Source organism: Candidatus Poriferisocius sp. (assembly GCF_965208475.1).
In the GTDB taxonomy this organism is placed as follows: Bacteria; Actinomycetota; Acidimicrobiia; order Acidimicrobiales; family Bin134; genus Poriferisocius.
On sequence record NZ_OZ242338.1, the window covers coordinates 2,412,307 to 2,425,885 of the forward strand.

At 69.5% G+C, this 13,579-nt stretch carries 8 protein-coding genes; 6 read left to right on the plus strand and 2 right to left on the minus strand.

Translation table 11 applies throughout. The annotated features are described in order from the left end of the window. The first annotated feature begins 416 nt into the window (after positions 1 to 416). Positions 417 to 1,289, plus strand: coding sequence for a DUF4238 domain-containing protein (locus ACOGXA_RS11330; protein ID WP_419923980.1), 873 nt, complete (start codon positions 417 to 419; stop codon positions 1,287 to 1,289). A gap of 526 nt (positions 1,290 to 1,815) precedes the next feature. Further along, a complete protein-coding gene (locus tag ACOGXA_RS11335; RefSeq protein ID WP_419923981.1) occupies positions 1,816 to 2,562 on the plus strand; it encodes a metallophosphoesterase family protein in 747 nt (248 codons plus the stop codon). A gap of 34 nt (positions 2,563 to 2,596) precedes the next feature. Here ACOGXA_RS11335 and ACOGXA_RS11340 read toward each other — a convergent pair whose 3' ends face one another. Together ACOGXA_RS11340 and ACOGXA_RS11345 are read right to left on the minus strand one after the other, a co-directional pair. Next, a complete protein-coding gene (locus ACOGXA_RS11340) occupies positions 2,597 to 3,625 on the minus strand; it encodes a cellulose synthase operon protein YhjQ/BcsQ (protein ID WP_419923982.1) in 1,029 nt (342 codons plus the stop codon). A 68-nt stretch (positions 3,626 to 3,693) separates the two neighbouring features. After that, entirely contained in the window at positions 3,694 to 4,362 is a 669-nt protein-coding gene (locus tag ACOGXA_RS11345) for a hypothetical protein (RefSeq protein ID WP_419923983.1), read from the minus strand. A 1,049-nt stretch (positions 4,363 to 5,411) separates the two neighbouring features. On the opposite strand from ACOGXA_RS11345, the gene mobF reads away from it, so the two are divergent. The 4 genes from mobF to ACOGXA_RS11365 are packed head-to-tail and all read left to right on the plus strand — an operon-like array spanning position 5,412 to position 13,540. Then, positions 5,412 to 10,049, plus strand: coding sequence for a MobF family relaxase (gene mobF / locus ACOGXA_RS11350; RefSeq protein WP_419923984.1), 4,638 nt, complete (start codon positions 5,412 to 5,414; stop codon positions 10,047 to 10,049). Positions 10,050 to 10,073: 24 nt separating this feature from the next. Further along, positions 10,074 to 11,204, plus strand: coding sequence for a hypothetical protein (locus ACOGXA_RS11355; protein WP_419923985.1), 1,131 nt, complete (start codon positions 10,074 to 10,076; stop codon positions 11,202 to 11,204). Positions 11,205 to 11,229: 25 nt separating this feature from the next. Continuing rightward, entirely contained in the window at positions 11,230 to 12,351 is a 1,122-nt protein-coding gene (locus ACOGXA_RS11360; protein ID WP_419923986.1) for a hypothetical protein, read from the plus strand. A gap of 25 nt (positions 12,352 to 12,376) precedes the next feature. Next, positions 12,377 to 13,540 carry a hypothetical protein gene (locus ACOGXA_RS11365; protein WP_419923987.1) on the plus strand — a complete coding sequence of 388 codons (1,164 nt, stop codon included), beginning with the start codon at positions 12,377 to 12,379 and terminating at the stop codon, positions 13,538 to 13,540. The last annotated feature ends 39 nt before the right edge of the window (positions 13,541 to 13,579 follow it).

Below are 13,579 nucleotides of genomic sequence, written 5' to 3' on the forward strand. Positions count from 1 at the left end.
AAACGAGGTGCCTATCGCCTGCCCGCCGGCAATGACGACAGTCGAATCCGTCTTGTCGAACACCCGCCGGACAGCAGCAGAACAATGTGGCCCCATGCTAGACATGCCGCCCCGGAATAGTGCGCTTCAGCTCAACCTCGCCGGGCTTCAGTCAGACTGGGCAATAGCAGGCGAAGTTCAAGGATCGTGCCTTAGGACAAGCGCCGCTCGTTGCAAGATCAGCAGGACAACGACGCAACCCCATCTTGCGGTCCAACAAGGCCCCAGGCTGCTCAATTGCGCGCCAGCCTCGCCCCAGGCTTTCTAGAATCGCCAGGGCCGGTTCACACTGCCGATCACCACTCGTGTCTCGTCAGGCTTCAAAATGCTAGGCATGCGGATACAAAGACGAGAGTGAGCTGATCCCCGAACTGACCATGCCAGCTGAGTTCCCCAAGAGACAGCACTACATCCCGAAGATGCTGCTTGGCCGCTTCTGCGACGACGAGGGAAGACTGTGGGTAGGGGACAAACTCCGCAACAAGATCTATGCGCAGAACCCCGCGAAAGCGCTGGCCCAAACCCACCTCTACACCAGGCACTCCTACGACCGCTCGCCGCCCAGCGCCGAACACGAGCAGATCCTCGGCCGAATTGAAAACGACGCCGCCCCAGCCATCGACAAAGTCGTCGGCTGCGCGCGCCGGGGGGAGATTCCCGATCTGTCAGAGCGGCAAAGAACCGCCGTGCAGAGATTCGCTCTCGCCATGGCCCGCAGGACACCGGAATCCCAGAGGCGCGTCTCGCGCCCGCTCACCGACGACGACTTCTACACCATTGTCAGCAGCCGCGCAGACCAAATCGGCTATACCGACCTTCCCCCCAAGGACGCCTTCTTCGAAGACGACCGATGGCGCGGATTCGCCGAGCGGATACGCCGCAACAACGCCGCTTTGTTCGCGGCGGGAACCGATCCCCACATGGTCGAAGAAGAGCGGAAGTTCATCGCCGACACAAACATCCGGTTCGCAGTCGCACGGGAGACAGACAAGCGCTTCGTCATCGGAAGCCACGGCATCACCATCTTCGACGCCGCCCCAGCAGGAGGCGAACTTGCCGGAACGGTATTGCCGATAGCCCCCGACGTTCTCATCCATGCCGTCTACAAACCGATAAAGCCCAGCCTGCTGGTAATAAGAGACGACCCTGCATCATCAGACCTGATTGACGCCGTGAACGAGGCCACAACCCGGCAAAGCCAGACAATTGCCGGGAACTCCGAAACGCTCATCCGGTCGTTGCTTCCGTAGTGCCTACAGCGCACAGATGACACGACTGCGAGCTCGCAACAACAAAAAAATCCCTAATGCGCCGCTGAGATCCCCAGACTGGCAGCGAGGCTACCGAAACAGCACAACGAACGGTCGCCGATTCTCGCCGAAAAGGGCCCTTAAGCAGGCGAAAGGCAAGGCTTCACCTTTTGCCCAAAACAGTTTCACCTCATGTAGTGACCCGATACACTCAAACCGGCTGTCACATGCGCCAAACCCGTGACCAGGGACTATTGCACACAACAGGAAGGGGCACACATTTCGCATCAACACCCGACTACCCGCCCGCGCATGGGCCCCACACGCTCAATGCGGCACCGCCGCCGACCGGCGCGAAGGCGAGAGCGCAACGGGACAAGAGCACAGACGACAGCCCGAATGTCGACAGCCCGCCGAAAAACAGGTGCCCGAGACGCCCGCGGGGCTGGTAGTTGTGGAGGGGAGGTCGAAAGGGCGAATCGTGGTTTCTGGTGTTCTTCCCGCTCCGGCGGGCAGGCAGATCGGGGTGGTTGGCGACACGCACGCCAACGCGGTGTGGACGGCCAGCGTGATCCGGGCGTTGGGCGCTGAGGGCGTGGACGTGGTCGTGCAGCTCGGCGACTTCGGATGGTGGCCCCAGAAGGGGTTCGCCGAGCATGTGTCCAACGCCGCGGCGGTCGCGGGGGTGACGGTGTGCTTTTTGGACGGGAACCACGAGAACCACGAGCACCTGCGCTTGCAGGCCTCGCTCCGAGATCCCCCAGGCGGCCCCGCCGATCCGGTGGAGGTGTATCCCGGTCTGTGGTATCTGCCGCGGGGTTGCGCATGGGAGTGGCACGGGGTTCGGTTCCGGGCGCTGGGCGGCGCCTACAGCATCGACCACCGCGCCCGCACCCCGGGCTACGACCTCTTCCCCGCAGAAGAAGCCCCCTCACCCGCAGAGGCCCTGCGGGCCGTAGACGCCGGGCCGGCCGACGTGATGCTGTGCCACGACTACCCGGCGTTGGGCTATGAGCTGCGGGGCCGCACCCTGCCCGACGCCGACGCCCGGGCATCCGCGCAGGTGCAGTCGCTCTTGGCCCAGGTGGCCGAGGCGATCCGCCCCAAACTCGTCGTCCACGGCCACTGGCACCACGCCTACACAATCAAACGCGACGACACCACCGTGGTCGGCTTGGACTGCGACGGCACCGACCAGGCTGTCGCCCTTTTGGACCTCGACACCCTGCAAACCAAGGATTGGTCCCTGCCCGGCCCCGCACCTCGCGGATAGCCGCAGGACAGCCTGGCGGCGCCCGGCTGGCGGCTTACAGTCCCAGCCCGTCGCGGGGTTCGGCGGCTTGGTGGAGACCGGGGTGGAGGAGTTGGTTGGCGAAGTCGGTCTCCAGGAGGCGGTAGATGTTTCGGTGCAGCCAGTAGCGCCAGTCGCGGGGTTTGAGGTTCTTGCAGACCTTGGCGGTGGCGATGAGGTCTTTGTCGTCGTCGACGCCTGATATCCACACAGCGCCGGTTTCCTCGTTGATCTCGTGTGCGCCCCACTCGGACTCGATGGCCCAGCTCGCCGCGGCCATGAACTGGCGGCGGGTGTCGCAGTCCCACCACGAGCACCACTGCTTGGGCTCTGTCGCGGCTGTCTCGAGGTCTTGTTGCTTGATCCGGTTCTCTGCGGGGATGATGAGGCCGCGGAGGTGTTGGACGGTGTGGGTCCACGCCTCTTGTGCCATGTTGCCGCCGTCGGCGGCCAGGGCGATCTCTAAGTCGTGGTCGATGGTGGCCAGCACCGGCGCGCCCGCGGCCTGTTCGACGGCGGCTGGTCCCAGGGCGCGGCGCATGTCTTTCACCATGACCACTCCGGTGGGGGCCACGGTGTTGGGCTCGCAGCGGCGCAGCGCCAGATAGCAGGGCTTTGTGATCAGCACCGACACCCCGGCCACTTGCGCGACGGTGCGGCGCAGCTGGTAGTCGAGGGCCTCGCCGCCGCATTCGGGGTCGAGCGTCCCGGCGTCGGCGATGACCGTCTCAACCTGGGCCGAGCCGACGAGCCACTCTAGGAGCTCTTGTGTCCGGCGGGGGTCTATGGGGCCGCGGCCCCGGGGCAGGAGCCGCAGCGTGTCGGTGACGTGGACCTCTTTGTGGCGAAGCGCCCTGGCTGTTAGGTCGCCCCGGGACCACTCCGCGATGCCCTCCCGGCGGCGGTCCGCCCGGAACAGGCTGGCCTGGTCGCCGCACAGATCGACCAATAGCGCCGGCCGGTCCACGGACACTCCGATCGCGGCCAGCGCCGCGGTGGTGCTGGTTCCTTGCCCTCCTTTGAGCGCCCACATGCTGGACAACATGGCTGGTCTCCTTTCCGAAGACGGTCAAACAACAAACGGCGTCGGCCCTGCCATTGGCGGGCGGGCCGTCAGATTCCCCCCATGCCGGCCATCGCCGGGGCGTCGGCTGCGCGCCGGGCGTGGGGCTGGTCCAGTTCGGTTTGCGGGCCGGCCATCGCCTCCACGGCCATCTTCGACGCCTCCGCGCACGCTGCCGGCGGTACCCGCATCATTTCCAGGCGGCGGGCTATCGCCTCGCGCGACTCGCCCTTGGCGGCCATGGCGAGCGCTGCCTGCGCGGCCCGGTCGGCGGCTTGTTCGTCCCACACCGCCGCCGCGGCCCGGGCGTCTCGGCTGTGGCAGGCCCGCAGATCGTGGGGCAGGCGGATCAGCTGCTGGCGCGACAGGACCGGCACGGATCGGCGGACCGCCCACAGGGCGTGTCCAGCGCTGGCCAGCCGGTACCTCTCCAGCCGGTACAGGGCCCGCAGAGCGCCCCTGCCTCCGTTGGGGCTGACCCCGAGCCTGATCGACGCGTCGGCCAGGCTCATCTCGAACCCGTCGGGGTGGGTGTCGAGCTGTTCGGCCACCAGGCGCAGCATCAGCACCTGGGTGGGGCCCAGAACGCTCGTCCAGTACTTCTCCACATAGCCCGAACGCAGCGGCACCCCTGCCGCTTCGGTGACCGGGTCGCTCCACGGCTCCACCCACACCGACGGCGGCCACCGGTCAAAGCCAGGGTCGTGTTCGCCGCTCACAGCGACCACCCCGGGGCCGCCCCCGTTGAGGGCCTCTCGGCCCGCGGCGTCGAAATCACGGCCACACTGTCGCCCGCGCCACCGGTCGCTAGCGGTCGCTAGCGGTCGCAGCCGCTAAAGGGGGCTGGTCGCAGCGGCAGAATCCCGCTGCACGGCGAGCTGGTCGGCTGCTGCGGGCCAACCCGTCGGGGCCTGCGATGAGCCGCCCATGGGCGGCATCGAGGGCCCCAGTCGCATCCGCAGGAGGCCTTGCCGGCCAGCCGGCCCCCTCGGACCGCTGGGAGCGCCCGGGGCCGCCGGCCGGGCGGGAGCCGGAGCAGCGCCGGCAAACAGGGTGCCAGGGGCGAAGAGCAAGCAGAACCGGCAAGCAGGCACATGCAATCCGAGCAGATGCAAGAAAGGGCCAGAAACCAGAGGAGAAGCCAAAGCCCACACCAACCACGGCCAAGAACCGAGAAGCAGCCAGCCTCAAGATCAAGCCGGAACCGAAAACCCAAGAGCCAACCAGCAGCAACCACCCAAGACCCCAACCCACAGCAAACAGCGAGCGAAATCAGGTCCACACGTTTGCACTGAAGTGCGGGGCCGCTTCGAGCTGCGCCCGAAGCGGCGCTGTGCCAGCCCCCTCCACGGCGGTTCGGCAAGCGCCTGAGGCGTTGTTACCGCGGGTTCGCAACCCCGACAGGGGGGCTTTGTCGCCGAAGGGGTTTGCCGGCGAAGCGAGTGCGATTGCCGGGGCCCGTTGGGTGTGGGGGCGATGTGTGTGGGGCGTCGGCCCGTGGCGGCGCGCCAGCAGCCGGTGTTGTCTCGGCGCGTGAGCGCTGATTCTCGGCGCAGTCCTCGATCCGGCGTTGCCGGTTTCAGCTTCATCTGAGTGGGTGCAGGGGCCTTGGCTGTGACTCGGCCCGCTGTCGCGACGCCCGATGCCGCAGCATTGGCGGGACCGGTCGGAACCTGAATCCGCGCCGAGGGGGTTTGCGACCGGTTGCGACCGGTCGCGTCGGAGACGCTGGGCGGCCATCGACGGGCAGAAAAGGGTGGCCGCCGCAATGTTGTCCATCGGAAAAGTCGGAGTCGCACACGCCGCCTACTACCTGTCGCGTTCTGCTGCGGGGGTCGTGTCGGTCGGCTCGGGCGGGCAGGCCGACTATTACGCCGACTCGGGCGAGCGGCCCGGCGTGTGGGCTGCGGCGGGGGCGATGGGCGTAGTCGCCGGCGAGGGGGTCGCCGCTCAGCAGCTAAAGGCGATGCTGGCGGGCCGCGATCCCGATACCGGCGAGTCGCTGGGCCGCAAGATCAACCCGGGGGGCACGTTCGTCGACCAGCTCGGCATCACCCGCACCCGCAAACCGGTCGGGGCCTACGACTTGACTTTCAGCCTTCCCAAGAGCCTGTCTGCGGCATGGGCGCTCGCTGATGAGCCGGCGCGCCGCGAGATCGAGGCTGCGTGGTCGGTGTCGGTGCAGTCGGTGATCTCCTATGTGCAGGCCAACGCAGTGTCGTCCCGGTCGGGCGCGGGAGGCAAGAATGTCGTGGAAGTCCCCGACGGGGCGGCCGTCGCCCGCTTCGACCACTACACGTCGCGGGCCGGCGACCCGCAGCTGCACTCGCATCTGCTGGTGGCGAACAGGGTGCTTTGCGGCGACGGCGTGTGGCGCACGCTCGACGGGCGGCGGATTTACGCGTCGGCGAAGGCCGCGAGCATGGTCGGCGGGGCGGTGCTGCGGGCCGAGGTGTCGCGGCGGCTGGGATGGTCGTGGGACCGCATCGACGGCCGGCTCCACGCCGATGTCGCCGGAAGCCCGGAAGACCTGATCGAGGCGTGGTCGTCTCGGCGCCGAGATGTGGCCAAAGAAGCGGGGCAGAGGGTGCGCGATTTCGAGTCCCGCGCGGGACGGGAGCCCACCGCCGAGGAGCGCCTCGAGATCTGGAACCGCGCGGCGGTCGCGTCGCGCCGGTCCAAAAAGCTGCTGCCGCTAGAAGGCGACCCTCATATGCGGTGGCGGGCCGAGGCCGTCGAGCTGGGCATCGACGCCGAGCAGGTGGTGGCGGGCTATGAGGCCGCTTCGCGCGTCGAGCGCGATGTCTATGACCGGCCCGAGTTCGTGATCGACGGCCCCCAGCTCGCGCTGGAGGGCGACATGTTGGACTTGCTGGTGGCTGTGGCCGAGGACTCGGCGACGAGCCTGTCCGATGTCGACCTGGACGCGGTGGTGTACGCGGCGGTCAACGCCGGTCCCGGCTGCGCTGCTATCGGCCGCGGCGGCGACGAGGTTGTCGCGGCGACGGCCAGAGCGCTGCGCGACCGGGTGGAACAGCGCCTGGTGCGACACGAGGGCCGGTGGTGGTCGCCGGGCCTCGTCGCCGCCGAGCAGGCCGCCGCGGCGTGGCTCGGGTCGCCGGCGCCGGTCGACGCCGCCGCCGTGGAGCGCATCGAGTTGTCGGGGCTGGGAGAAGACCAGGCCGAAGCCGCCGCGGGGCTGATCGGCACCGACAGGGCGGGCAGCGTTCTGATCGGCCCGGCCGGGTCGGGCAAGACGACTGCTTTGGCCGCCATCGCTGACGCGGTCGGATGCGACCGGATCATCGCGGCTGCTCCGACCGCGGTCGCAGCCGGCACTTTGGGGGCCGCGCTGGGCACTGCGTCGAGCACCGTGGCGCTCATCAACGCGTCGGGCGGGCCGATCCCGGCGGGCGGCTGGGTGATCGTGGACGAGGCCGGCCAGATCTCGACTCGCGACCTGGCCGCTTTGTGCGGCAAGGCCGCAGCCGCCGGGGCGCGGATGGTGTTGGTGGGCGACCCCGCCCAGCAGGGTTCGGTGTCGGCGGGCGGAATGTTCGACGCCCTCTCCGCGTCCGGCGTGTTGCCGGTGATGACCCTCAACCAGCTCTGGCGGTTCGACGACCCCGCCGAGGCCCACGCCACCGCCGAAATCCACCGCGGTCTCAAAGAAGGGCTCGACTACCACCGCGAGCGCGACAGGATCACCAGCGGCTCCCACGCGGATGCGGCGACGGCCGCGGCCGACTGGTGGGAGCGCCGCTGCGACCGCGCCACGATCATCAGCGTCCCCACCCTGGAGCTGGCCCGACACGTCAACGCCGAGATCGCCTGCCGCCGGGCCGATGCCCAAGAGACCGCAGAGGCGGTCAGCGGCACGGGCGACCGGGCCATCCGGATCGGCGATGTCGTGGCCACCCGGCGCAATGACCGGCGCCGCCGCGCCAACGACGGCCTGCCGATACGCAACGGCGACCGGTGGGTTGTGACCGCCGCCACCGGCAGCGGCGATCTGGTGCTGGAGCACGTCGAACGAGGCGCAGAGGCGACCGTCACCGCCGCCTATGCCGCCAAACACCTCGATCTGGGCTATGCGATCACCCAGACCCGCGCGCAGAGCACCACCGTCGACGCGTCTTTGACCCTCATCGCAGGCTCGACAGGGCGCGACCAGCTCTATGTCGGCCTGTCGAGGGGACGCGCGGAGAACTGGCTCCACATAATCTGCGACCAGCCTGCCGCCGATCCCGAGACCGCCCCCGAGCACACCGAGCCCGAACAGGTCATCGACGCTGTGTTCGCCCGCCGCCACGGCTGGGCCACCGCGACCGACATCACCAACCCGGCCATGAGCGCCGACGAAGCCAAAGCCCACCTCGCCGGGATCGCCGCTGCTCCGGGGCGGGCCCTGCCGGCCGCCAGCGGGCTCGACACAGCCGCGCTGGTCGCCCGCCGCGACCTGGCCGGCCAGCGCGCCCGGGCCGACGGCATCGACGACCACATCGCAGACGAGATCGACGACTGGCTCGCCGGACTCTGCGAGCCCGACGGCGAGAGCTCCGCGCTGCACGACCAGGAGATGATGGAGGCAGAAGACCGCCTCCTCGCGCACATCGACCGGCTCGACGCCTCCGCCGCCCTGTCCGAAGCCGAGTCCGCCGGCCCGGCTCTGGGCGGGCGCCGGCCCACGCTGGGGGCGGTCCGCTCAGCCCGCGGCCTTCTGCACAACGACTTCCGGTTCATCTGCCGCCAAGCCCTCGACCAGATCAAACGCGGCAACCAAGAAGCCGGCGCCTTCGACAACCCGTGGCTCATCGAGCTGTGGGCTGTGTACCAGCGGGCCGACGCCCACAGCCGCGACCGGCTCGCCCCAGTGGTCGCCGCCATCTGCGACCCCCCGGCCCGCCGGCGCATCGAGGCGCTCACCGGCTGCGAGCCCCCCACCGGGCAGGCCGCGGTGTGGGCTGCCGACGTGCGCGCCGCGGTCGCCGCCCGCCGCAAGGCCCGGCACAAGAGCGCTCTTGACGACCTCGCCGCCCAGCGAGCCGCTCGCATCGCCCAAGCCTGCGGCGCCGACATGGTCCACCTCGTCGAAGAAGACGCGCGCCGCTGGCAGGCGGCCGTCGACGACTGGGCCGACAGCGGCAGCGCGCCCCGCCACCTGGCCACCGCGTGGGAACAGGCCGCCATCGACATCGCCGGCGACCTGTTCGACGCCGCCAACCACCCCGCCCCCAGCTCCGAGCCCGGCGAGAACCCGGCAAACACAGCGCAACAACCCAGCGACAACACCGACGCAGGCCGCGCCGGGCCGCCCCCGCCGACATCAGTGCCGGCTGTCGCAGCGCTGGCCGCCCGCCGACCCGACCCGGCTCCGACGCCGCTCTCGGCACCCGCTCCTGACCGCACCGGCCCCGACGCCGCGGTGCAAGAAGCCGCCGAGTGGTATCACCAACAGCTCGTCTCCAGCCCCGACGCGGCTGAGGCCCGCGCCTATCTCATCGGCCGGGGCATCACAGAAGACCTCTGGGCCCAATGGCAGCTCGGCTGGGCCCCGGACCAATGGCAGGCCCTCGCCGGCCACCTCGCCCAAACCGGCACCGGCACACAAGCCGGCATCGCAGCAGGCGTGCTCGGCCGCACCCGCGGCCGAGCCTGGGACTTTTTGCGGGGCCGGGTGGTGTTCCCCATCCGCGACGCCCACGGCACCCCCATCGCGCTCGCCGGAAGAACCCTCACAGACGACGGCCCCAAATACCTCAACACCCCCAACACCCGCCTCTACAACAAATCCGAAGCGCTCTACGGCATCCACCGGGCCGCCCCCTCCATCGCCGCCACCGGAGAAGCCGTCGTCGTCGAGGGCTACACCGACGTCATCGCCGCCCACCAAGCCGGCATCGCCAACACCGTCGCCGCCTGCGGCACCGCCCTCGGCACCGCCCACCTCCACACCCTCCACACCCAATGCGGCCAACCCGGACTGCTCACCATCGCCCTCGACGCCGACGCCGCCGGCACAAAAGCCGCCCACACCATCGCCGAGCTCGCCGACCGGCAAGGCATCCACACCCGCACCGTGCAACTCCCCGACGGCAAAGACCCCGCCGACCTCGAACCCGACGAGCTGCGCCGAGCCGTCAAACAAACCCTGCCCCACCCCTGGTCGGCCATCAACCATATCGCCCAACTCGACCGCACCCGCTCCTACACCCAACTCGCCAAAGCAGCCCGCACAGCCGTGCAACGAACCGCCGGCGACCCCACAGCAGCCGTGCTCGCCGCCCACCACATCGCCATCGCCGCCGACATGGACCTCCAACAACTCATCGACAACGCCCTCCCAACACCCGCCCACACCGCGGAAACCGCGCCGCCGGAGCGGGCAATCGACATTGGCCTCTGAACGACAAACCAGAAAGGACAACCCATGCCCCGAACAGCACGCACCCACCACCAACCGCTCCTCACTCCCACCGGCGCTGCGGCCACCGCGGAGACTCTCCGCACCGGCGACACCGTTCTAGTGTGGACCCACGCCAACCCCGAAGCGCCCAAGCGCACCTGGGGTGCCGTCGCCCCCTCGAACTCGAGATGGCCGGCGCCGGTCCACCGGGACGACTTCCAGGTAGCGGAGGCCGTCATCTGCCGTTTCGATCAGCAGTGGCACACCACGTCGGCCCGCCGGGGCATCACCCTGGGCACGGTGGTGTCGTCTCGGCCCCACCACGGCGACAGCACGCCCGCATGGCCTGACGGCACCGTAGATGTCGCCGTGCCCCGAGCCGACCTCACAGACGGCCTCACGCTGGCCTGCATCGACATCGAGCACAGCGCGCCGTTCAACCTCGACACCGACGAGTGGAACCTCACCGACGAACAGATCAAGCGCTTCAACGACGCCGCCCGCCTCGCCGGCCGCCACCTCGCAACGGTCCCGTGGCCGCCATCGGCATCCGCCCTTCCCGGCCGCCCCTGCCAATACCTGCCCGAGAAGCTGGTGCTGTGGCGCGACAAGGGGGTGCCGCTCCACATCCGCGCACTCCGGCGGCTGGCCAAAGAGCACGGCACCGTACCCCACCCCGACGACACCGCCGTCCACGACCTTCTGCACCTGCTGCGACCCGGCGACCAGCTCGACTGCTACACCCGCACCGGCGTCGCCACCGGCAGGCCCGCCCACGCCTCAGGCATCGGCGCAGGTAGCTTCTACCCCGCCCACGTCGCCGAGGTCGACTCGCAGTGGTGGTACAGCGCCTTCAACCGCGGCGCAGCCGCCGGCACCCACCTCGCCACCACCGACAACGCCACCGTGCTCGCCGCCATGACCGACGACGACTTCCAAGCCTGCATCGCCCTCGCCCAAAACGACAACAGCCTCCAGTGCCCCGGGCTCGGCAATGCCGCCGCCGCCCTCGCCGCCCTCGAATACCAATACGACGACATCTGCTGCCTCAACGCCGACGCCAACGGCCAATTCACCCCCATCCCCCTCACCGACGACGACCACTGCGCCTACCGCCAGCCCCGCGCCCCCGCGAGCAGCGGCATCGGCCTCTGACCGCCGAGCCACGAAAGGACAACCCATGGCCCGAACAACTCGCACCCGCCTCCAGCCGTTCATCACCCCCACCGGCGCTGTCGTCACCGCAGAGACCATCAACGCCGGCGACACCGTCTTGGTGTGGAGCCACGCCAGCCCCGACGCCCCCAAGCCCACCTGGGGGCCGGTCGCCCCCTACAACACCAGGTGGCCGGCACCGGCGCGCCGGGCTGAGTACAAGGTGGAAGAAGCAGTCGTCTGCCGCTTCGACCGGCAATGGCACGCCACAGCAGCCCGACGGGGCATCACTCTCGGAACAATCGTGTCAACCCGCCCCCAAGACCGCGGACGCTCGCCCACATGGGCCGCCGGCGACCGCCCGCCCGTATGGCCCGACGGCACCGTCGATGTCGCCATGTCCAGGTCCGACCTCCTCAACGGCCACTCGCTCGCCTTCATCGACATCGACAACGGCGCCCCGCCCAGCCTCCGCGGCGGCGACGGCGACTTCGCCGGCGGGCAGCTCAAGCACTTCGGCGACGCTGCCCGCAACGCCGGCTACCACATCTCCTCGGTCGCATGGCCGCCGAGCGCCGACGCCCTGCCCGACCAGCCCGGCCAATACCTGCCCGAGAAGCTGGTGCTGTGGCGCAGCAAGGGGGTGCCGCTCCACATCCGCACCCTGCGGCGCCTCGCCGAACTGCACGGAACCGCCCCCCACCCCGACAACACCGCGATCCACGACCTCCACCGAATGCTCCGGCCCGGCGACCAACTCGACTGCCACACCCGCGCCGACACCGCCAACGGCCAACCCGCCCACGCCTCAGGCATCGGCGCGAACAGCCGCCACCCCGCCTACGTCGCCGAGATCGACTATGAGTGGTGGCACGGCGCCTACGACCGCGGCGCGGCCTTCGGCGCCCACCTCGTCACCACCGACAAAGCCACCGCGCTGGTCGCCATGACCGCCGACGACTTCGAGTCCTCCATGGGCCAAGCCCGCAAAGACTTCGCACTGCCCGGCCCTCAACGCGCCAACGCGATAGCCGCCTTCGATGCCCTCGCATTCCAGTACGACGACATCCGCAACATCGCGCCCCAGATCAACGACCCCGAATTCGCCGCCGAATACACGGCCGAGTACGGCGACCTCAGCCTCTGAGCCCCCCTCACGAAGGAACCGCCCCATGGACCAGCACACTGCCCCCGCACCCGAGTTCGACTGCCGCCGGATCGTCACCGCCACCGGCGAAGTCGTCTCCAAGCCCGACCTGCGCCCCGGCGACGCCGTGCTGGTGTGGTCCTACCCCGACCACCGCGGCTCCCGCACCACCGGAAAGCACATCGGCCCGTCCCCGATCGGCACCGCCCACCCCTCCCCCGAACCCGACCGAATGGAAGCCGCCATCACAGAAGCGGTGGTGGTGCGCGTCTTCACCGGCTGGCTCGCCGCCGCCGCCAGCCGGGGCGTCCGCCTCGGCTGCCCCGTCGCCCACCCTGTCAGCCAAACGCCACAGATCGACGGCACCATCGACGTGGCCATGACCCGCCAAGACCTCATCAACGCCCTGGCCCTCACCCACATCGACATCGAAGCCGGCCACCCCATCGGCTTAGACCACGACACCTGCCCCATGACCGACGAACAAGAAGAACACCACAGCGGCCAAACCCTCAAGATGTCCTACCGGCTCGCCACCACACCAGCGCCCGCCGACACCCAAGCGCTGGGCATCACCGCCGAATTAGCCCTGCCCAACGCCTTGGTGGGCTGGCGGCAAGCCGGCCAGCCCGTCCACATCAGCGCCCTGCGCCGCATCGCCCGCCAAACCGCGATATTCCCCGGCCCCGCCAACACCGCCGAGCTCAAGCTCCGAGCCGGCGACCTCGTGGCCGTCACCTCCGGCCACCACCCCCACACCGGCGCCGCTGGCCACGCCGTGGCCCGCAACCCCACCAGCCGCACCCCGGCCCGCATCGTCGAAGTCAGCGCGAGCTGGCACCGCCACATCCAACAGCGCGACATCTTCCCCGGCATCCAGATCGCCGACCGCGGCCACACCGCGATGATGGCCATGACCGGCCCCGACATCGACGCCGCCATCGACCTCGCCGCCCTCGACGCCAGCATCTGCGACGCCGACAACCCTCCAACCCTCGACCCCGACACCAACCCCCTCTACTCCCGCCGCCAACGCGCGGCCATCGCCTCCTACAACGAGCTCAAACGCCAAGAAGCCGCCATCTCAAACCCCGAGACCGCCGCCGCCTGCCTCGACTACACCACCACCGCCGACACCCTCACCGAAACCGCCGCCCACCGAGGAACCCCCATCGACCTCGGCCTCTAGCCAGCGCCCAGCGACACGAACTGGCCGCAAGCGGCACTA

What these genes read in the sequence shown, in the direction of transcription:
- ACOGXA_RS11330 (WP_419923980.1), top strand. Translation starts at nt 417, where the DNA reads ATGCCAGCTGAGTTCCCCAAGAGACAGCACTACATCCCGAAGATGCTG.
- ACOGXA_RS11340 (WP_419923982.1), bottom strand. Translation starts at nt 3,625, where the DNA reads ATGTTGTCCAGCATGTGGGCGCTCAAAGGAGGGCAAGGAACCAGCACC.
- mobF (WP_419923984.1), top strand. Translation starts at nt 5,412, where the DNA reads ATGTTGTCCATCGGAAAAGTCGGAGTCGCACACGCCGCCTACTACCTG.
- ACOGXA_RS11355 (WP_419923985.1), top strand. Translation starts at nt 10,074, where the DNA reads ATGCCCCGAACAGCACGCACCCACCACCAACCGCTCCTCACTCCCACC.
- ACOGXA_RS11360 (WP_419923986.1), top strand. Translation starts at nt 11,230, where the DNA reads ATGGCCCGAACAACTCGCACCCGCCTCCAGCCGTTCATCACCCCCACC.
- ACOGXA_RS11365 (WP_419923987.1), top strand. Translation starts at nt 12,377, where the DNA reads ATGGACCAGCACACTGCCCCCGCACCCGAGTTCGACTGCCGCCGGATC.